20 protein-coding genes are annotated in these 19,972 nt (G+C 46.8%); all 20 read left to right on the forward strand.

The features are described 5' to 3' along the window. The first annotated feature begins 69 nt into the window (after positions 1–69). Complete coding sequence (gene fliF, locus L4D05_RS02955; protein WP_428793122.1) at positions 70–1,779, forward strand: flagellar basal-body MS-ring/collar protein FliF; 1,710 nt, start codon at positions 70–72, stop codon at positions 1,777–1,779. Beyond that, complete coding sequence (gene fliG, locus L4D05_RS02960) at positions 1,779–2,831, forward strand: flagellar motor switch protein FliG (RefSeq protein WP_265676179.1); 1,053 nt, start codon at positions 1,779–1,781, stop codon at positions 2,829–2,831. Before fliF ends, fliG begins: the two co-directional genes overlap by 1 nt. 20 nt (positions 2,832–2,851) lie before the next feature. Further along, entirely contained in the window at positions 2,852–3,652 is an 801-nt protein-coding gene (gene fliH, locus L4D05_RS02965; RefSeq protein ID WP_428752380.1) for a flagellar assembly protein FliH, read from the forward strand. Continuing rightward, complete coding sequence (gene fliI, locus L4D05_RS02970) at positions 3,652–4,974, forward strand: flagellar protein export ATPase FliI (protein ID WP_265676177.1); 1,323 nt, start codon at positions 3,652–3,654, stop codon at positions 4,972–4,974. Before fliH ends, fliI begins: the two co-directional genes overlap by 1 nt. A 9-nt stretch (positions 4,975–4,983) precedes the next feature. Beyond that, entirely contained in the window at positions 4,984–5,427 is a 444-nt protein-coding gene (gene fliJ, locus L4D05_RS02975) for a flagellar export protein FliJ (protein WP_428792981.1), read from the forward strand. A 240-nt stretch (positions 5,428–5,667) separates the two neighbouring features. Then, positions 5,668–7,578, forward strand: a complete 1,911-nt coding sequence (locus L4D05_RS02980) for a flagellar hook-length control protein FliK (RefSeq protein ID WP_428792982.1) — start codon at positions 5,668–5,670, stop codon at positions 7,576–7,578. 123 nt (positions 7,579–7,701) lie between these two features. Continuing rightward, the gene (gene fliL, locus L4D05_RS02985; RefSeq protein ID WP_428752377.1) at positions 7,702–8,196 is read left to right on the forward strand and encodes a flagellar basal body-associated protein FliL; all 495 of its coding nucleotides are present in this window, start codon (positions 7,702–7,704) and stop codon (positions 8,194–8,196) included. 7 nt (positions 8,197–8,203) lie between these two features. Next, positions 8,204–9,250: a flagellar motor switch protein FliM gene (gene fliM, locus L4D05_RS02990; RefSeq protein ID WP_428752376.1), complete on the forward strand. Its 1,047-nt coding sequence runs from the start codon at positions 8,204–8,206 to the stop codon at positions 9,248–9,250. Between the two features lie 16 nt (positions 9,251–9,266). Further along, on the forward strand, positions 9,267–9,677 hold the full coding sequence (gene fliN, locus L4D05_RS02995) for a flagellar motor switch protein FliN (RefSeq protein ID WP_250616848.1): 411 nt from the start codon (positions 9,267–9,269) through the stop codon (positions 9,675–9,677). 2 nt (positions 9,678–9,679) lie between these two features. Then, positions 9,680–10,090 (forward strand): flagellar biosynthetic protein FliO, encoded by a 411-nt coding sequence (gene fliO, locus L4D05_RS03000; RefSeq protein WP_428792983.1) that lies wholly within the window; start codon positions 9,680–9,682, stop codon positions 10,088–10,090. A gap of 2 nt (positions 10,091–10,092) precedes the next feature. After that, the gene (fliP, locus tag L4D05_RS03005; protein WP_428792984.1) at positions 10,093–10,953 is read left to right on the forward strand and encodes a flagellar type III secretion system pore protein FliP; all 861 of its coding nucleotides are present in this window, start codon (positions 10,093–10,095) and stop codon (positions 10,951–10,953) included. A 14-nt stretch (positions 10,954–10,967) separates the two neighbouring features. Continuing rightward, positions 10,968–11,237, forward strand: coding sequence for a flagellar biosynthesis protein FliQ (fliQ, locus tag L4D05_RS03010; RefSeq protein WP_250616851.1), 270 nt, complete (start codon positions 10,968–10,970; stop codon positions 11,235–11,237). A gap of 8 nt (positions 11,238–11,245) precedes the next feature. After that, positions 11,246–12,028: a flagellar biosynthetic protein FliR gene (gene fliR / locus L4D05_RS03015; protein WP_265676169.1), complete on the forward strand. Its 783-nt coding sequence runs from the start codon at positions 11,246–11,248 to the stop codon at positions 12,026–12,028. 78 nt (positions 12,029–12,106) lie between these two features. Then, positions 12,107–13,237, forward strand: a complete 1,131-nt coding sequence (gene flhB, locus L4D05_RS03020) for a flagellar biosynthesis protein FlhB (RefSeq protein WP_428752373.1) — start codon at positions 12,107–12,109, stop codon at positions 13,235–13,237. Positions 13,238–13,374: 137 nt separating this feature from the next. Further along, positions 13,375–15,474: a flagellar biosynthesis protein FlhA gene (gene flhA, locus L4D05_RS03025; protein ID WP_428752372.1), complete on the forward strand. Its 2,100-nt coding sequence runs from the start codon at positions 13,375–13,377 to the stop codon at positions 15,472–15,474. Between the two features lie 91 nt (positions 15,475–15,565). After that, entirely contained in the window at positions 15,566–17,179 is a 1,614-nt protein-coding gene (flhF, locus tag L4D05_RS03030) for a flagellar biosynthesis GTPase FlhF (protein WP_428792985.1), read from the forward strand. Positions 17,180–17,191: 12 nt separating this feature from the next. Further along, on the forward strand, positions 17,192–18,079 hold the full coding sequence (locus tag L4D05_RS03035; protein WP_265676165.1) for a MinD/ParA family protein: 888 nt from the start codon (positions 17,192–17,194) through the stop codon (positions 18,077–18,079). Next, positions 18,072–18,806, forward strand: coding sequence for an RNA polymerase sigma factor FliA (locus L4D05_RS03040; RefSeq protein WP_428752370.1), 735 nt, complete (start codon positions 18,072–18,074; stop codon positions 18,804–18,806). The genes L4D05_RS03035 and L4D05_RS03040 overlap by 8 nt, the downstream gene beginning before the upstream one ends. Positions 18,807–18,851: 45 nt before the next feature. Continuing rightward, positions 18,852–19,220 (forward strand): chemotaxis response regulator CheY, encoded by a 369-nt coding sequence (gene cheY / locus L4D05_RS03045; RefSeq protein ID WP_096995504.1) that lies wholly within the window; start codon positions 18,852–18,854, stop codon positions 19,218–19,220. Positions 19,221–19,251: 31 nt separating this feature from the next. Further along, the gene (locus tag L4D05_RS03050; protein WP_428792986.1) at positions 19,252–19,968 is read left to right on the forward strand and encodes a protein phosphatase CheZ; all 717 of its coding nucleotides are present in this window, start codon (positions 19,252–19,254) and stop codon (positions 19,966–19,968) included. The last annotated feature ends 4 nt before the right edge of the window (positions 19,969–19,972 follow it).

The raw sequence follows: 19,972 nt of genomic DNA on the forward strand, positions 1-19,972 counted from the left end.
TAGGTCGTAGACAGTCAATTTAGGTAGTGGACAGTGGCTCAAGAAAATCATTCAACAGATGTGACCGTAATGGATGGCGCGGATACTAATTTGGTTGCTAGCTCAGATTTAGTCTCCGAAGGTCAAAACCCCGATATAAATGAGAAAAGCAGCTCTAAATTCGATTTAGCCGTTGGTGACCTCGATCTGCTGCGACAAATTGTTCTCGTACTTTCCATCTCTATCTGTGTCGCACTTATTGTGATGCTGTTCTTTTGGGTCAAAGAACCCGAAATGCGCCCATTAGGCGTATATGAAACAGAAGAGTTGATTCCGGTACTCGACTATCTTGATCAAAAGAAGGTCGAATACAAGCTTGAAGGCAATGCGTTGAGCGTGCCAGTCAATCAGTACAGCAACCTAAAGCTAGATATGGTGCGTGCGGGTCTAAACCGTGCGTCAAATACTGGTGATGATATCTTAATGCAAGATATGGGGTTTGGTGTGTCTCAGCGTTTGGAGCAAGAGCGACTCAAGCTCAGTCGTGAACGGCAACTTGGAAAAGCGATTGAGCAAATGAAGCAGATCCGTACCGCACGAGTGCTGCTTGCCCTTCCTAAACAAAGTGTCTTTGTCCGTCATAATCAAGAGGCGTCTGCCTCAGTCTTTCTAACTCTGGCAACGGGTTCAGTCCTAAAACGTCAGGAAGTTGACTCTGTCGTTGATATGGTGGCAAGTGCTGTTCCAGGCATGAAAACCACGCGAATTACCGTTACCGATCAACATGGTCGACTGCTCAGTTCAGGCTCACAAGACGCCACATCGGCGGCACGAAGAAAAGAGCAAGAGCTTGAACAAAACCAAGAACAGGCACTGCGTGAAAAAATAGATTCAGTGTTAATTCCTATTTTAGGGCTTGGCAACTATACGGCTCAGGTGGACATCGAGTTGGATTTTAGTGCAGTGGAGCAAACTCGTAAGCAGTTTGATCCGAATACTCCCGCGACGCGAAGTGAGTATACGCTAGAAGATTATAATAATGGCAATGCTGTGGCGGGGGTTCCTGGTGCCCTGAGTAATCAACCGCCAGCGGATGCCTCGATTCCAACTGACGTTGCACAAATGAAAGACGGATCGGTATTAGGTCAAGGTTCGGTACACAAAGAAGCCACGCGTAACTTTGAACTCGATACCACCATCAGTCACGAGCGTAAACAAAGTGGTGTGGTGAATCGTCAAACGGTCGCAGTGGCGATTAAGAATCGCGCCAAAGTGAACCCGGATACGGGCGATGTGACGTATGAGCCTCGTTCTGAAACGGAATTAGCCGCGATTCGTCAAATATTGATTGGTTCGGTCGGCTTCAATGAAAACCGTGGTGATTTGCTCAACGTATTAAGTATGACGTTTGAAACACCTGTAACGGAACAATTAGCCGATGTTCCACTCTGGGAGCACCCGAACTTTAACGATTGGGTTCGATGGTTTGCTAGTGCGCTAGTGATCATTGTTGTCGTGTTGGTGTTGATTCGTCCGGCAATGAAGAAATTGCTTAATCCAGCTGCGCAAGATACCGATGAGCAATTGTATGGCCCAGATGGGTTACCGCTCGGTGCGGATGGCGAAACCAGCCTGATCGGTAGTGATATCGACGGTAGCGAGCTGTTTGAATTTAGCACAGGCATTGATCTGCCTAACTTACATAAAGATGAAGATGTCTTGAAGGCGGTTCGAGCACTCGTGGCTAATGAGCCAGAGCTTGCCGCGCAAGTCGTGAAGAATTGGATGGTTGAGAACTAATGGCAAATGAAATTGTAGCCAGCAATGGTGGGCAGGTTGTTGAATCAACCGTAGATATCTCAAACATAAGTGGTGAAGAAAAAGCCGCCATTCTTTTACTTAGTTTAAATGAACAAGACGCGGCTAGTATCATTCGTCATTTAGAGCCAAAACAAGTGCAACGTGTTGGTGGGGCAATGGCTCGCGCAAGCGACTTAAGCCAAGATAAAGTGGGTGCGGTACACCGCGCGTTTCTTGAAGACATTCAGAAGTACACCAATATTGGTATGGGCAGTGAAGACTTCATGCGCAATACCTTGGTGGCAGCACTTGGTGAAGATAAAGCCAATAACTTGGTTGACCAGATTTTACTGGGGACTGGCTCTAAGGGTCTTGATTCATTGAAATGGATGGATCCTCGTCAAGTGGCGAGCATCATAATTAATGAGCACCCGCAAATTCAAACCATCGTATTGTCCTATCTTGAAGCCGATCAGTCGGCGGAAATTCTTTCTCAGTTCCCAGAGCGAGTGCGTCTTGATCTTATGATGCGTATCGCCAACCTAGAGGAAGTGCAACCTTCGGCGTTGGCAGAGCTAAACGAGATCATGGAGAAACAGTTTGCCGGTCAAGCTGGCGCGCAAGCTGCGAAAATTGGCGGCCTGAAGGCGGCGGCCGAGATCATGAACTACCTCGACAATAACGTTGAAGGCCTGCTTATGGATCAAATTCGCGACCAAGACGAAGACATGGCGACTCATATCCAAGATCTTATGTTTGTATTTGAAAACCTCATTGAGGTTGATGATCAAGGCATTCAAAAGCTGCTTAGGGACGTTCCTCAAGATGTACTGCAACGTGCACTTAAAGGCGCTGATGATGGCCTGAAAGAGAAGATTTTCAACAACATGTCGAAACGTGCGGCTGATATGATGCGCGAAGACATTGAAGCGATGCCTCCTGTACGAGTCGCGGATGTAGAATCGGCACAGAAAGAGATTTTGACCATAGCAAGAAAGATGGCAGACAGTGGAGAGTTGATGCTCTCTGGTGGTGCTGACGAGTTCTTGTAATCAACGGGTAAGGTAAAATTATGGCTGGAGATAGAAAACGCGGCTTCTTGCGCCCTTCTGAAGACATCACCATGGAATCTGCGCATTCATGGGGGCTGCCCGATTACACCTCTCAGACCAATCAGCATGCTCGCGAAACCGCATTAAACTACGACCCAAGTTGGACGCCACTTGATGAGCCGACGCCAGAAGATGCACCGTTTGAATTAACAGAAGAGCAGATCGAACTTATTAAGCAAGGCGCTTATCAAGAAGGATTATTCCAAGGCCAAGAGGCTGGGTTTAAGCAAGGTTTTGATAAGGGTAAGCAAGAAGGGATGGAAGCTGGACACCAAGAAGGGCTAGAGCTTGGTAAGGCCGAAGGCGTTGCCGCAGGTGAGGAATACATCAAACAGCAAGTTGAAATATTCATGGGTATGGCAAACCAGTTTGCTCAACCTCTTGAACTCATGAATAGCCAAGTTGAGAAGCAGTTGGTCGACATGGTGCTGACGCTAGTCAAAGAAGTCGTGCATGTTGAAGTCCAAACCAACCCGCAATTTATTCTCGATACGATTAAGCAATCAGTAGAAGTACTCCCTATTGTGGGACACGCTATTACGCTCAAACTACATCCTGCTGACGTGGACATTGTTCGAGCAGCCTACGGTGATCAAGAGCTGGATATTCGTAATTGGCAACTCGTGGTAGAGCCTGCGCTCAATCGTGGTGATGTTCAAATTGAAGCGGGTGAGTCCAGTGTGAGCTACAAGGTGGAAGAGCGAATTCACAGCGTGCTACAAAGCTTTTGTGGCACTAATCGTCATCAGGGTTCGGATTAATGCAAGCGCTCTCTGACCGTCTCGCTCAGTATAAAGTATCAGGGCACAAGTCACGTGCCGTCGCGTCAGGTAAGTTGGTGCGAGTTGTTGGATTAACACTAGAAGCAACGGGCTGCAAAGCGCCCATCGGTAGCTTGTGTAAAGTCGAAACCATGACGGGTGAGATGGAAGCGGAAGTGGTTGGTTTTTCCGGTGAACATCTATTTTTAATGCCGAGTGAGCAAATCAGCGGCATTTTACCTGGCGCTAGAGTCACGCCAATGACAGCAGAAACTGGGTTACCCGTAGGAATGGAGCTGTTAGGCCGTGTCATTGATGGTGTGGGTAATCCACTAGATGGCCTGGGCGAAATATACACGGAGAAACGCGCCTCGTTTAATGCCCAGCCTATTAATCCCCTTGCAAGAAAGCCTATTTCAGAGCCGCTAGATGTTGGCCTTAAGGCCATTAATGGCTTGTTAACGGTTGGCAAAGGCCAACGTATCGGCTTATTTGCCGGTTCTGGTGTGGGTAAATCGGTCACTTTGGGCATGATGACTCGTGGCACAACCGCGCAAGTGGTGGTTGTGGGGTTAATCGGTGAGCGTGGACGAGAAGTTAAAGAGTTTATTGAAGAGATTTTAGGTACAACGGGACGTCAACGCTCTGTGGTGGTGGCTGCACCAGCGGATTCATCGCCTTTGATGCGTTTGAAAGGTTGCCAAACGGCGTTGACTATCGCTGAGTACTTTAGAGACCAAGGGCTCGATGTATTGCTATTGATGGACTCATTAACTCGTTTTGCACAAGCGCAGCGTGAGATTGCCTTATCGGTGGGTGAGCCCCCTGCAACGAAAGGTTATCCGCCATCGGTGTTTGCCAAGCTGCCAGCGCTTGTTGAGCGAGCGGGAAATGGTGATGACAATCAAGGCTCGATTACTGCGTTTTTCACAGTATTGACCGAAGGTGATGATCTACAAGATCCAATCGCCGATGCCTCACGTGCGATTCTAGATGGCCACATTGTATTATCACGCGAAATGGCAGACGCTGGGCACTATCCCGCGATTGATGTGGAAAAATCAGTGAGTCGTGTCATGCCGCAAATAACCGATGATCAGCATGTATTGATGTCCAAAGCGGTGAGACAGGTGCTATCTGTGTGCCGCAAGAATCAAGATTTGGTGTCGATTGGGGCATATAAACCGGGGACTGACCCTGCGATTGATAGCGCCTTTACCCTGAAGCCGAAGTTGGATCAATATTTACAGCAAAGCATGAAAGAGACCGTGCCTTACGACATGTGCGTTAACATGCTCAAGCAACTGCTGCAGGTTAATTGACGGTAAGTTATGGACAATGCACTCGACTTCCTTCTTGAACAAGCTAAAGACAATGAGCAGCAAGCCGTATTGGCACTCAATAAAGCGCGCTCTGAGCTAGAAGATTATTACAATCAAGTGAGGCAAATTGAGCAATATCGACTCGACTATTGCAATCAATTAGTCCGTCGCGGAAAGGAAGGTCTGACGGCGAGTGAATATGGTCACTTAAATCGATTTCTGACTCAATTGGACGAAACGCTGACTAAGCAAAAAACGGCAGAGTCGCACTTTAAGCAACAAGTTGATGATTGCCAAGAGTTTTGGCACAACACACGTAAGCAGCGACGATCCTATGAATGGATGATGGACAAAAAGGCCAAAGAGAAAGCGCGTATTGCCGATAAAAAAGAGCAACAACAAATGGATGAGTTTTCTAATTTACTATTTGCACGAAGAAAAACTCAGCGTTGAAGTGATCATGAATTGAAGCCACTAATACGCTTCAACCGAGTGACAACCTACGCTTATTATTCGATTATGCACCTTATTAGCTTCTAGCCACGCCAAGCACATCCAATCCTGCTGGTTGCTATCACTTAGGTATAATTATTGCATCATATCTGCATATTATGACCAGCGGCAGTCACTTGCCTCTAATGTTGTCATCATCACGATTAATTTTGTAATTATCATTATGTAGGCCCGAATGGAATGAGTCTGTCTGTTTCTAGCAATAATGCTTCACCATCATCGAATCTGAAATTGAGTAACGATCCTGCTTCAGCGAAAGATACCGTTGCGACGTCAGAGGAGTCGGGTTTCTTTGATAAGTTGAAAAGTGCTATGTATGGTGAAAATACAGAGAAAAAACAAAGTGTTGACGGTTCTGTTGCAGAGAAAGGGTCATTAGAAAAATCAGTGGCTGATTCTAGCTCGCCTTCGTCCGACGCCTCGGAGGCTGCAACGGATGATGTGGGCGAGATTGCACTAGAATCAGCTGAGAATAAAGGGTTGGAATCAAACGGCAAGGATGAGTCCGCTGATAGCGTAAATCAAAGCGTAAAGACCCCAACAGAAAGTGACGAAGCCTCATCTTCAGACGTCAAGAAAATGGCGTTGGCGACCACTGCTATCGCCTCGGAAGAGGCAGTCTCAGTAACGGATCCTGAAAATTTGGCCGCGACTTCGCAAGCTAAATCGTCAGTACATGCTAGCGCATCAGTACATTCTAGTGCATCGGCACAAGCTAACGCATCAGCACAAGCGACCATGGATGAAAGCTCTCAGTTACTGAATCGCTTAAACGAGTCAAATCAAGCGCTGCAAACTCCTTCATTAGAATCGGCTGCGGGGGCTGCGGCTACGACCGCTATGGTCAATGATACGACCGACAAGACCCTACCATCAGATGAGGCAACAGTGTTAGCGACCTTTGCTGCGGCATCTGGGCAGTCAATGCCGGTGGAATCCCCAATTGGACAGACTTTACCAGCTGAGGCGTTATCCTCAACCGCGATAGCTTCTGCAGCTGTGACTTCTCCAGCTGCGGTTTCTACAACAGCAGCCTCACCGCAAACATTGACATCATCAGTCGGAGTAGGGCAAGCGAATAGTACCTTGGCTCAGTCAGCAGGTGTGGCAGGGTTAGCTGTGGCTGACGGCAGCGTAAAAAGTGACGGAGCGAATTCTCAAATTGCTTGGTCGCAAACTGATGGAAGCAGTGATGCTAAGTTGGAAGGAAAAGCCGCGATACTTGCTGCAGGCGCCGCGCTGGATAAATCAACGTTAGATAAGCAAGCGTCGAATGGGCTCAATGCAGTACCAACGCCATTATCGCAACCAAATTCACAGCAAGCGCAGCCTTTCCATTCAGCTCATCAGGGAACGGCAGCCGCGAGTAATGACGGTGCTAGTGCGCCGGCCGCAGGAACGCCAGCCGCAGGAACATTAGCTGCAGCGTCAATGCTAGCAGGAAAAGAAACGCCGTCAGCGAGTCCAGTGACGAGTGGAGTCGCACCCCCTAATGCGATGGGGGTTGGTCAGACAAACTTGAAAGGCTTGAAACCCAGTCCCGCGTCGAGTAATGAGCCGCTAAACGGTCTGAATCCGGCAGCGACAGCAGGCACAGCATTGGGCACTCAAGCACTACGCGGTGAGCAACCACAAGCGACGACGAACGTACAATCACCGATGGTGCTCACTAAAGAGAATGCCAGCGATCAAGTTTCAGAACGTATTCAGATGATGATGGCGAAGAACCTAAAGCAGGTGGATATTCGCCTTGATCCGCCAGAGTTAGGGCGAATGCAAATTCGCATGACACTCAATAGTGACACCGCGACCGTGCATTTCACCGTTCAGAACCAACAAACACGAGAGATGGTTGATCAATCAATGCCAAGGCTGCGAGAAATGTTATCGCAGCAAGGTATTCAACTTGCTGATACCTCAGTACAGCAACAAGGTTCTGGTCAACAGCAGCGTCATGCATCGGCAGATGCTCATAATCAAGGCTCAGGTGGTGCCGGTCAGTCTCATGGCGATGCGGAAGCCATAGAGGAAGGGGTGAGCATGAACCTAAATATCGCCAAAAAAGAAGATGGTATCAGTTATTATGCGTAGCGCATTGTTTTGCTCTGAGTGTTTTAGTTAACGAATAAACTCAACGCGAAACCACGTCACGTGGGATTGTCTGTATAATCGGCTCAATAACCTCAAGCCGCTTAACTAAAAGTAAATATCGATATGGCAGAAAATATTCAAGAACAACCAAACAGTAAGAAAAAACTGTTGATTATCATCGTAGCAGTACTCGTGGTTTTGCTCATTGCTGGAGGCGTTGCTTACTGGCTTTTTGGCACAGATAGTACGCCTCAACATCGCCCAACGTCTGCGCAAAATGCTCCAGCTGTCGTGGTTGATCCAATCTCATACGTCAACATCGCGCAACCTTTCGTGTTTAATGTTACGGGGAAGTCTCGTGATCGTATGGTTCAGATTAAAGCTCAACTGATGGTGCGTGGGCTAGATAATGAAGAGTTAGCTCGTTATCATTCACCATTGATTGAGAGTACGTTGCTGTCAACGTTTGCTTCCACGTCGGTTGAGCAGTTAAGAAGTACCAATGGGCGAGTTGAATTACGTGATCAAGCAACCGCCGACATACAGAGTAGTTTGTCACAAGTGGTCGGAAAGCCCGTGATAGAACGCGTACTCTTTACAGATTTTGTTATCCAGTAGGTAATGTGTGACTGACTTATTAAGCCAAGACGAAATTGATGCGCTACTGCATGGTGTAGATGATGTTGATGAGGTAGAAGAAGAACTGGATCAGGATCCTAGTGATGCGGTGCATTTTGATTTTTCTTCCCAAGACCGCATTGTTCGTGGTCGAATGCCAACGTTGGAGCTTATCAACGAACGCTTCGCACGGCATATGCGAATTAGCTTATTCAATATGTTAAGAAAGACCGCAGAAGTGTCTATCAATGGTGTCCAAATGATGAAATTTGGCGAATACCAAAACACACTTTATGTACCAACTAGCTTGAATATGGTGCGGTTTAGACCGTTAAAAGGTACCGCGCTAATTACCATGGAAGCACGTTTGGTCTTTATTCTCGTCGAAAACTTTTTTGGTGGAGACGGCCGTTTCCACGCCAAGATTGAAGGCCGAGAGTTTACGCCAACCGAACGCCGTATTATTCAATTGCTGATGAAAACCGTGTTTGAAGACTATAAAGAAGCATGGTCGCCAGTTATGGGGGTAGAGTTCGAATATTTGGACTCTGAAGTGAACCCGAGTATGGCGAACATTGTTAGTCCGACGGAAGTGATTGTTGTCAGCTCTTTCCACATCGAAGTTGATGGTGGTGGTGGCGACTTCCACGTTGTGATGCCGTATTCGATGGTTGAGCCTATTCGAGAGCTTCTCGATGCGGGGGTGCAGTCGGATAAAATGGAAACGGACGTTCGTTGGAGCAGCGCGTTACGTGAAGAAATCATGGATGTTCCGGTTAATTTTCGCGTAAATCTGTTGGAAAAAGACGTGTCTCTACGCGATTTAATGGAGTTGCAAGTCGGTGACATTATTCCGATTGAAATGCCGGAAAATGCCACGATGTTTGTCGAAGAATTACCGACATATCGAGTGAAAATGGGAAGGACAGGCGAGAAAATTGCCGTTCAAATTTCCGAGAAGATTAGACGCCCAGATGTGGTAAAAACGGATTTAGCTTTCCTTGGTAAGGATATTATGGCTGAGCTCGAGCATGTGGACGATGAGAACGAATAAGAGAGTATAAAAAGTTATGGGCATTACAGACGACCAAAAGTTAGCAGATGAATGGGCAGCCGCACTTGGGGAAGACCCAATGGCACCAGAGATTGACGTAGATGAAGTACTTGCCGCACCGTTGGACGAGTTGCAAGACTCCTCGACGCCTATTTCGGAAGATGAGCGCCGCAAGCTCGATACCATCATGGATATTCCCGTGACCATCTCAATGGAAGTAGGACGTTCGCAAATTAGCATTCGTAACTTACTGCAATTGAACCAAGGGTCGGTGGTTGAATTAGATCGTATCGCGGGTGAGTCATTGGACGTGATGGTGAATGGCACCCTAATCGCCCATGGGGAAGTGGTTGTCGTCAATGATAAATTTGGTATTCGTCTTACCGACGTCATAAGCCAAACTGAGCGCATCAAAAAGTTACGTTAAGCATGAAAATACTAAATTTGATCGTAGTTTCCGCCTTGTTATTGTCTACGTCAGTGCTCGCTTCGCAAGCGCCTACTCAGCTCGCTGGTGGAGAATCTCCGTTTGATCTTGCCGCTACACTAGGTGCACTTGTACTGGTTGTGATGGTGATTTTGGGGCTGGCTTGGTTGCTAAAACGGATGAAAGTGCCGTCAATGATCAATCAGCAAGGACTTAAAATTGTGCGACAAATCCCTGTTGGGACAAAAGAGCGCATCGCGATAGTGGAAGCGGGAGATGAGCAATTTCTTGTTGGGATCACCGCGCAATCTATTCAATTGATTTCTAAATTAGAGACGCCACTGACGCAGGAAGAAGCCACACAGCCTGCTTTCGCGGCTCAGTTATCCAAATTGATGAAAAAACAAGGTTAGCAATGATTACTATACTGCGCGCAGCATGCCTTTGCTTACTTCTTAGTTTTGCGCCAATCAGCTTTGCTGAAGAGGCATTGGCAACACCAGTAACGAGCGGCGCAGCACTAGACAGTGGTGTAACGGTTTCGGCGATGCAGAGCGACCAAGGGGCGGCAAGCTCAACAGGGAGTAGCTTTGCGTCTGGTCCGGGTATTCCTGCCTTCACCATGAAAACCAATGCGGATGGTAGCGAAGATTACTCAGTAAACTTACAAATCCTAGCCTTGATGACCATGCTTGGCTTCTTGCCTGCTATGGTCATCTTGATGACCTCGTTTACTCGTATTGTCGTGGTCATGTCGATTCTTAGGCAGGCGATGGGTCTACAGCAAACACCTTCCAATCAAGTGATTATTGGTATTGCCATGTTTTTAACCTTATTCATTATGTCGCCAGTGTTGAGTAAGGTGAATGATGAGGCGATTCAGCCTTATTTGAATGAAGAGATTTCAGCCAAACAAGCCTTTGACCAAGCACAAGGTCCAATGAAGGATTTCATGCTCAAGCAAACACGCGTTAAAGACTTAGAAACCTTCGTACACATGTCTGGTTCCACCGCGCAAAATCCAGAAGATGTATCCCTTGCCGTATTGATTCCTGCATTCATCACTTCTGAGCTGAAAACTGCGTTCCAAATCGGATTCATGCTGTTTCTTCCTTTCTTAATCATTGACTTGGTGGTGGCGTCAGTTCTGATGGCAATGGGTATGATGATGTTGTCGCCAATGATTGTTTCTCTACCGTTTAAACTTATGTTGTTTGTCTTGGTTGATGGCTGGAATTTAATTCTATCAACCTTGGCCGGCAGTTTTGCGTTGTAGCTGGAGTAATCAAGATGACGCCTGAGCTGTTTGTTGAATTATTTCGTGATGCTTTGTGGATGGTGCTGCTACTGGTTTGTGCCATCGTAGTGCCAAGCTTGTTGGTGGGGTTGGTTGTGGCGATATTTCAAGCTGCCACGTCGATCAACGAACAAACGTTGAGCTTCCTTCCTAGGCTTGTGGTGACATTATTGGTTTTGATGGGGTTTGCTCATTGGGGGACGCAAATGATGATGGAGTTCTTCTATGAAATCATCGAACGAATCCCTCAGGTTCTTTGGTAAAGCCAAGCATGGAATACCCAACGAGCACGGTGATTGAATGGCTTGCTAACTATTTTTGGCCTTATGTGCGGATATCGTCCATGTTGATGGTCATGTCGGTAACGGGGGCTAATTTTGTTTCGCCTAGAATTCGTCTGTTTCTTGGTTTGGCTCTCACCCTTGCCGTCATGCCGACCTTGCCTGCGGTTCCGCAGAATATTGAGCTGTTCTCATTCCAAGGCTTCTTGATTGTTGCGGAACAAATGATCATTGGCATCTCGATGGGGATGGTCACCATTTTCATGGTGCAGACTTTTGTTATGCTCGGGCAGATACTCGGCATGCAATCGAGCTTAGGTTTCGCCTCTATGGTGGATCCTGCCAATGGACAAAGTACACCGCTTTTAGGTCAGCTGTTTATGTTTTTGGCAACCATGTTCTTTTTGGCGACCGACGGTCACCTTAAAATGATTCAATTGGTTGTGATGAGTTTTAAAACCTTGCCCATCGGTAGTGGTCAGCTTACTACGGTCGACTTTAGAGAGATGGCAGGGTGGTTAAGCTTAATGTTCAAAACGGCATTGAGTATGGCCATTGCCGGGATTATTGCCCTACTGACGGTCAACTTATCATTTGGTGTGATGACCAGAGCGGCGCCACAATTGAACATTTTTGCGTTAGGTTTTACCTTTGCGCTGGTGGTTGGCTTGATGATTTGTTGGTATATGCTAGCGGGGCTGTATAGTCACTACCAACTGTATTGGCTAGAAGTTGAGGGGCAAGTATGTCGCTTGATTCGTTTAGCATGTTGACCATAATGGCTGTTTTACGCACTATCATTTTGTGCTTTGCTATGGATATGAACGTGCTTATGACTTTAGGGGGCAGACTTGGCTGAGTCAGATGGACAAGAACGCACAGAAGACGCCACGCCCCAGCGGTTAAAGCAGGCGCGTGAAAAAGGTCAGGTTGCGAGGTCGAAAGAGCTGGCGTCAGTATCAGTGCTGATGGTGGGCGCTCTGTCACTGATGATGTTTGGTGAAGGGCTAGCTAAAGCACTTTTTAATACCATGAGTCGATTTTTCACCCTATCGCGGGAAGAAATTTACGATCACACGGTGCTATTCGACATCATCATGGGCGTGTTATCCGGGCTCGTTCTGCCGTTAATTCTGATTTTGTTTGTCTTGTTTCTTGCTGCATTAGTGGGGGCGGCTGGTGTCGGTGGTATTAGCTTTTCGGCAGAAGCGGCGATGCCAAAACTGTCTAAAATGAATCCACTCAGCGGTCTAAAGCGCATGGTCGGCATGCAAAGTTGGGTTGAACTGATTAAATCCATTCTTAAAGTGTCACTTGTCGCAGGGATGGCCTTTTATTTAGTTAACGCATCACGTGCTGACTTATTTCAACTGAGTGTAGAGGTCTTTCCACAAAACATTTTCCACGCGTTGGATATTCTACTCAACTTTATATTGCTGATCAGTACCACGTTATTGATTGTGGTGGCGATAGACGTTCCCTTTCAAATTTGGCAGCATGCCGAGCAACTCAAAATGACTAAGCAAGAAGTCAAAGATGAGTTCAAAGATACCGAAGGTAAACCGGAAGTTAAAGGCCGAATTCGTATGCTTCAGCGCGAAGCGGCACAACGAAGAATGATGGCGGAAGTCCCAGAGGCAGACGTTATTATTACCAACCCAGAACACTTCTCGGTCGCACTACGATATAAACAGGGTCAGGATAAAGCCCCAATTGTGGTCGCAAAGGGGATTGATCATATGGCCTTGAAAATCCGTGAAGTTGCCCGTGAGCATAATATTTATATTGTGCCATCACCCCCCCTTGCTCGTGCCCTTTATCATACGTCGGAATTAGAACAAGAGATCCCAGATAGCCTATTTGCCGCCGTGGCGCAGATTCTTGCTTATGTGTATCAATTAAAGCAATATCGTAAAAAAGGCGGGCAGCGCCCGACATTGCAAAATGATCAGATCACGATTCCAAAAGATATGCGTTATTAATAGATGTTTTCCTGCTCAGTAGTATAGCCTTGATGGACTGTCAAAAACTTGACTGCCTATAGGTATGCTTCTTGCATAATACAGGTTTAGTATTTAATTATGGCGCGCTATGTGCCACCCGCAGTGATGTAGTTGTAATGAAATTGACCTTACCATTTGCCAACAAACTCCCGACGATTCCTAATCGGGCTTTACCTGCTGTTGGCGCGCCTATTATGGTTCTCGCTGCACTGGCAATGATAATATTGCCCATCCCTGCGCTGCTTCTCGATCTCTTTTTTACCTTCAATATTGCCTTGGCGATGGTTGTGTTGTTGGTGTCTGTCTATACCCGTCGTCCATTGGATTTTGCCGCGTTTCCGACTGTACTACTGATTGCGACATTGTTGCGTTTGGCGCTGAACGTGGCGTCAACGCGAGTGGTGTTGCTTTATGGTCACGAAGGTAGTGGCGCGGCAGGTAATGTTATTGAAGCCTTTGGTAACGTGGTGATTGGTGGTAACTACGCGGTGGGTCTTGTGGTGTTTATGATCTTAATGATCATAAACTTCATGGTAGTAACCAAAGGTGCGGGTCGTATCTCCGAAGTGAGTGCGCGTTTTACCTTGGATGCGTTACCCGGTAAACAAATGGCGATTGATGCGGATTTAAACGCCGGACTCATTGATCAAGACCAAGCTCGCACTCGTCGCTTTGAAGTGACCAAAGAAGCGGATTTTTACGGTTCGATGGATGGTGCCTCGAAGTTTGTAAAAGGGGATGCCATCGCCGGTATTCTTATTCTGTTTCTCAATATCGTTGGTGGTCTTAGCATTGGTATGATGCAGCACTCACTAGGGTTCGGTGAAGCACTAGAAATTTATACGCTGTTGACCATCGGTGATGGTTTGGTTGCCCAAATCCCTTCGCTGCTGTTATCCATTGCCGCGGCAATTATGGTGACGCGTCAAAATACTGACGAAGACATGGGGCAACAGGTTGTTTTTCAACTGTTTGATAACCCCAAAGCACTTATGATTACCTCAGGCATTATGCTGGTAATGGGTATTGTGCCGGGTATGCCGCACTTCGCATTCTTGTTGCTGGCAGCCATGGCGGGGGGCGGAGCATATTGGATGACGCGTAAGCAGAAAAAAGCGGAAGAGCAGAAAAACTTGCCAGCAGAATTGCAGCCCAAAGACCCATCAGCGCCACCAAAAGAATTGTCTTGGGATGACGTACATCCGGTTGACGTCATCGGCCTCGAAGTGGGTTACCGCTTGATTCCTCTCGTCGATAGAGACCAAGGGGGTGAGTTACTTGAGCGCGTTAAAGGGGTGCGTAAAAAGCTCTCCCAAGATTTTGGCTTCCTGATCCCTGCGGTACATATTAGAGACAACCTAGAGCTGACCCCAAACTCTTACCGCATTACGCTAATGGGTGTGGCGGTAGGTGAAGCGGAAATTCGTCCAGACCAAGAGTTGGCGATTAACCCAGGTCAAGTCTATGGGCTGATTGATGGCGAACCAACCATTGACCCTGCGTTTGGTCTAGAAGCGGTTTGGATACAAGAAGCACAGAAAGAGCACGCTCAAGCGCTTGGCTACACCGTGGTAGACTCATCCACAGTGCTCGCCACACATTTGAGTCAACTACTGACGAATAACGCGGCGCAGTTGCTAGGGCATGAAGAGGTTCAGAACTTACTTGAACTACTAGGGCGTAGTGCTCCGAAGTTGGTTGAAGACTTTGTGCCGGAGCAACTGCCGTTGGGAACCATGGTTAAGGTGTTGCAAAATCTACTGCATGAAGCGATTCCAATTCGAGATATTCGTACGATCGTCCAGACGTTGGCTGAATATTCATCAAAGAGTCAAGAACCTGACGTATTGACCGCCGCTGTTCGTATTGCCCTTAAACGACTAATTGTCCAAGAGATCAATGGTATAGAACCAGAATTGCCGGTTATTACCTTGATCCCAGAGTTGGAACAAATATTGCATCAAACCATGCAAGCGGCGGGTGGTGAGTCAGCGGGTATAGAGCCTGGCTTAGCCGAACGATTACAAGCGTCGTTAACACAAGCTACCCAAGAACAAGAATTAAAAGGTGAGGCAGCCGTATTACTAACATCGGGCGTACTTCGTTCGACGTTAGCTAAATTTGTAAAGAATACGATTCCAAATTTACGAGTGTTGTCTTACCAAGAAATACCTGATGAAAAACAAATACGAATCGTACAGGCGGTTGGGAATTAATGAGTCGTTAGTATAATTAGCGATAGTATTTAATCGCTTTGAATAGTGATTTACTATTCACTGACGTCGGTATTGAAAATGGATGTGACCGTTGAAAATTAAACGATTTTTTGCCAGAGATATGCGACAAGCCTTGCTACAAGTCAAAGAAGAACTTGGTGCAGAGGCGGTCATCATGTCAAATAAAAAAGTGGCAGGTGGCGTTGAGATCGTTGCCGCGATTGATGGTGATGGTAATCAAACCGCACCACGTCAAATGAGCAACAAGGCATTATCACCACCGACGCCGTCGACTCAACCTGGGTATCCAGGTGAGCGTGAATTAAAAGATGATCACGTTAGCTTGAATCAACGCGGTAATACAAGCACGCCTTCGGTTAGCGATCGCTTTGCTAATATGTTGAAAAACTACCGTGGTGGTTCTGATGTGAGCACTCAAACTCAAGCCGCGAAATCTACCGATTCGTTGTCAGCCCTACTAGAACGCCAGTCTGAGCGAAGCAATTCGATGAGCTCGGCTTACCAAAGTAGTGACCGTTACCAATATACTCAAGACAATCGCCGTGAATCGCACGGTGTGCGTGATAGAGCAGGTGAGGAGCGAGGCGCACCGTACTCGGCGTCAGCGCGCGCTTATGGTGAGCGAGAATCCGACTCGCGTGCTGCGATGCAACGTCACACGCCTAATCACTTCTCATCGGGACAATCCTCGTCAGAGCGCTCATCATCGAATCAGACTTCTTCAAGTCACTATTCGTCAGGCAGTAAGCGTGACGGAAAAATTGGTGAAGAACTGGAGTCGATGAAAGAAGACATGTCTTCTATTCGCCGTTTATTAGAGCACCAAGTCTCTGGACTGATGTGGCAAGAAGTCGAACGTAGAGAACCTCTGCGAGCCATGTTAATCAAGCGTTTAGAGCGAATGGGGATTTCACCGGAACTGGCTGACCAGCTTGCTTGTTATATTCCTGAAGATACTCCGCCACAGAAAGCTTGGAAGGCATTGCTTGCGCTAGTCTCTGATCAGGTGGTGATTAGTAAGCAAGATATTTTACGCCAAGGTGGCATTGTCGCTTTGTTAGGTCCGACGGGTGTTGGAAAAACCACGACGGTAGCCAAGTTAGCGGCTCGCGCGGCAATGGAATACGGTTCGGACAATGTTGCACTTGTCACAACGGATACTTACCGGATCGGTGCTCATGAACAATTGTCCATTTATGGCAGAATTATGGGTTGTCCGGTAAGAGTTGCTAAAGATTCTGAAGAACTGGCCGATGTATTATATCAGTTGAGAAACAGACGGTTAGTCTTAATTGATACCGCAGGTATGGGACAGCGAGATGTCCGCCTTTCAGAGCAGTTAGATACTCTGATGCAAGAGAGCGGTGAAATCATTAATAGTTACTTGGTGTTGCCTGCTACGGCACAACGTCAAGTGTTACAAGAAACGCTGGACCACTTTAGACGCATCCCACTTTCGGGTTGCATCATGACCAAGCTCGATGAATCGTTGAGCCTTGGAGAGTTTATCAGTGTTGTAGTGCAAAATGCGCTGCCAGTAACGTATATCGCCAATGGGCAACGAGTCCCTGAAGATATTGTTATCGCTCAGCCAAAATACATGGTCGCTAAAGCGAACGAATTACTTGAGAAGTCGACAGAGAATGAACCCCACTTCTGGAACAGCGATATGGAGGGGGTTTAGGTGCAAGCGAATATGACAAATAACATGATACATGACCAAGCAAGTGGACTGAGACGTTTGACTCAGCCAACGTACACAAAGGTAATCTCGGTTACTGGTGGTAAAGGTGGTGTGGGCAAGTCTAACGTAACACTTGGGCTTGCGATTTGTATGGCTCGCCAGGGCAAAAAAGTCATGGTTTTGGATGCAGACTTAGGTCTGGCCAATGTCGACGTAATGCTTGGAATTCGCGCTAAGAGAAACTTAGGGCATGTTCTAGCGGGTGAATGCGATTTACAAGATGCGATTGTGGAAGGTCCACACGGCATTCGTATTATTCCTGCCACCTCAGGCACGCAAAGCATGACAGAATTAAGCCACGCGCAACATATCGGCTTGATTCGTGCCTTTGGTACGTTAGAAGATGAGATGGATGTCCTGCTAGTAGATACTGCTGCTGGTATTTCTGACATGGTAGTGAGCTTTTCTCGTGCAGCGCAAGATGTGGTGGTAGTGGTGTGTGATGAACCAACGTCCATTACCGATGCCTATGCGCTGATCAAATTATTGAGCCGAGAGCATCAGGTTCAACGCTTTAAGGTTGTGGCGAATATGGTTCGTAGCTACCGAGAAGGCCGAGAATTATTCGCAAAATTGACACTAGTCACAGAGAGATTCCTCAATGTGAGCCTTGAGTTAGTCGCTTGTATCCCGTTAGATGATAAAGTGCGACAAGCAGTGAAAAGGCAAAAGATTGTCGTGGATGCGTTTCCACGCTCGCCTGCTGCGTTAGCATTGAACTCTTTAGCGAATAAAGCGCTGACATGGCCGATTCCTAAAGTCCCAAGCGGTCATTTGGAATTTTTCGTAGAGCGCTTGCTAAATCGACCTGCAGCACTAGAGGAACCATTTAGTGAATAAAGCTTTGACCTATGACCAGCATGCCAATTTAAGCGGTCAGCAAGCTTTCTTAGAGAAATACTCAGTATTAGTGAAGCGAATTGCGCACCACTTAATTGGGCGACTGCCGCCGAATGTATTGGTGGAAGATTTAATTCAGGCCGGCATGATCGGCTTGATTGAAGCACAAAAAAACTACGATGGTAGTAAAGGTGCGAGTTTTGAAACGTATGCGGGAATCCGTATACGTGGTGCCATGTTGGATGATATTCGTCGCGGTGATTGGGTGCCTAGGTCGGTACACAAGAACAGTCGCGATATTTCGCAAGCGATCTCATTGTTAGAAGTTGAGCTTAATCGAGAGCCAACGGATGCAGAGGTTGCCCAGCATTTAGGCATGAGTTTGACACAATATCATCGTGCATTAACAGATATAAGCTGTTCTCGTTTGGTAGGTATTGAAGATTTAGGCGTTTCAGAGGACTCTGTTTCTGTAGCAACAGACGATGAAGACAATTCGCCATTTCAGGGCGTCGCGGATGATGCATTCCGCGAAGCGTTAATTGAATCGATAAAAACGCTCCCTGAGCGTGAAGCCTTAACGTTATCCCTGTATTATGACGAAGAGTTGAATTTGAAGGAGATAGGAGAAGTATTAGGCGTCAGCGAATCGCGCGTTAGCCAAATACTTAGTCAAACGATGCAGCGTCTTCGAACCAAGCTCAGCGCTTGGACTGATAATAATTAATAATCACTGATCTTGCTTTCAGTGGAGGCAATTTTGAATAAAAACATGAAAATCCTTATTGTTGACGACTTTTCAACAATGCGACGTATTGTCAAAAACCTTCTACGCGACTTGGGCTTTAGCAATACGCTTGAAGCTGATGATGGTTTAACAGCGTTACCTATGCTTAAAAAAGGCGATTTCGACTTTGTAGTGACTGACTGGAATATGCCAGGCATGCAAGGTATCGATCTTCTCCGCCACATTCGAGCAGATGACGAGTTAAAACATTTACCTGTCCTAATGATTACTGCAGAAGCAAAACGCGAGCAGATCATTGAAGCGGCACAAGCAGGCGTAAATGGCTACATTGTTAAACCATTTACTGCTGCAACATTAAAAGAAAAATTAGACAAAATTTTTGAGCGTTTATAACGCGCTCCTATAGCAAAGTGGCTATTTCAGAATGATTTCATTGGAACAAGCTAAGCAACTTGTTGTGCTCCTTGAGGAGCAAAAGCAGCAAGAAGCGGATGAGCTGGTCATGAAGATCCAAGGCGGTAGTGAAAGTCGGGTGCTCCAAGAAGTTGGAGCATTGACGCGAGAACTACACGACGCATTAAGCGAATTTAGCATTGATACTCGATTGAACGAGATAGCTAATGATGAAATTCCTGAAGCGCGCGATCGTCTTGAGTACGTGATTAATAAAACCGAAGTTTCAGCGAATACGACCATGGATGCGGTTGAGCATTGCTTGCCAATGGCCGATAACCTTCATGGGTGCCTGCTACAAGTTCGTCCTCAATGGAATGAACTCATGCATGGACGTGTTGAGCTACAAACATTTAAAGATTTGTGTCACCGGATTGATGACTTACTGACTCAGGTTGAGGGCGATAGCACTGAACTTCGAACGCAGCTAACTAATATCCTCATGGCACAGGACTTTCAAGACCTTACTGGACAAATCATACGCCGAGTTATCACATTAGTGAGTGAAGTGGAAACAAGGCTTGTGGAGATTTTGAAAGTGTTCAGTGACGAACAACAATCAATAACTACAAAACCAAAGCAGGCACCAGTTGGCGTTGAGGGACCCATTATTAACCCTCATGAGCGAACGGATGCCGTTTCCTCGCAAGACGAAGTCGATGATTTGCTTTCGAGTCTTGGGTTTTAGAGGT

This window comes from Vibrio nomapromontoriensis (assembly GCF_050337205.1).
Taxonomy (GTDB): domain Bacteria; phylum Pseudomonadota; class Gammaproteobacteria; order Enterobacterales; family Vibrionaceae; genus Vibrio; species Vibrio nomapromontoriensis.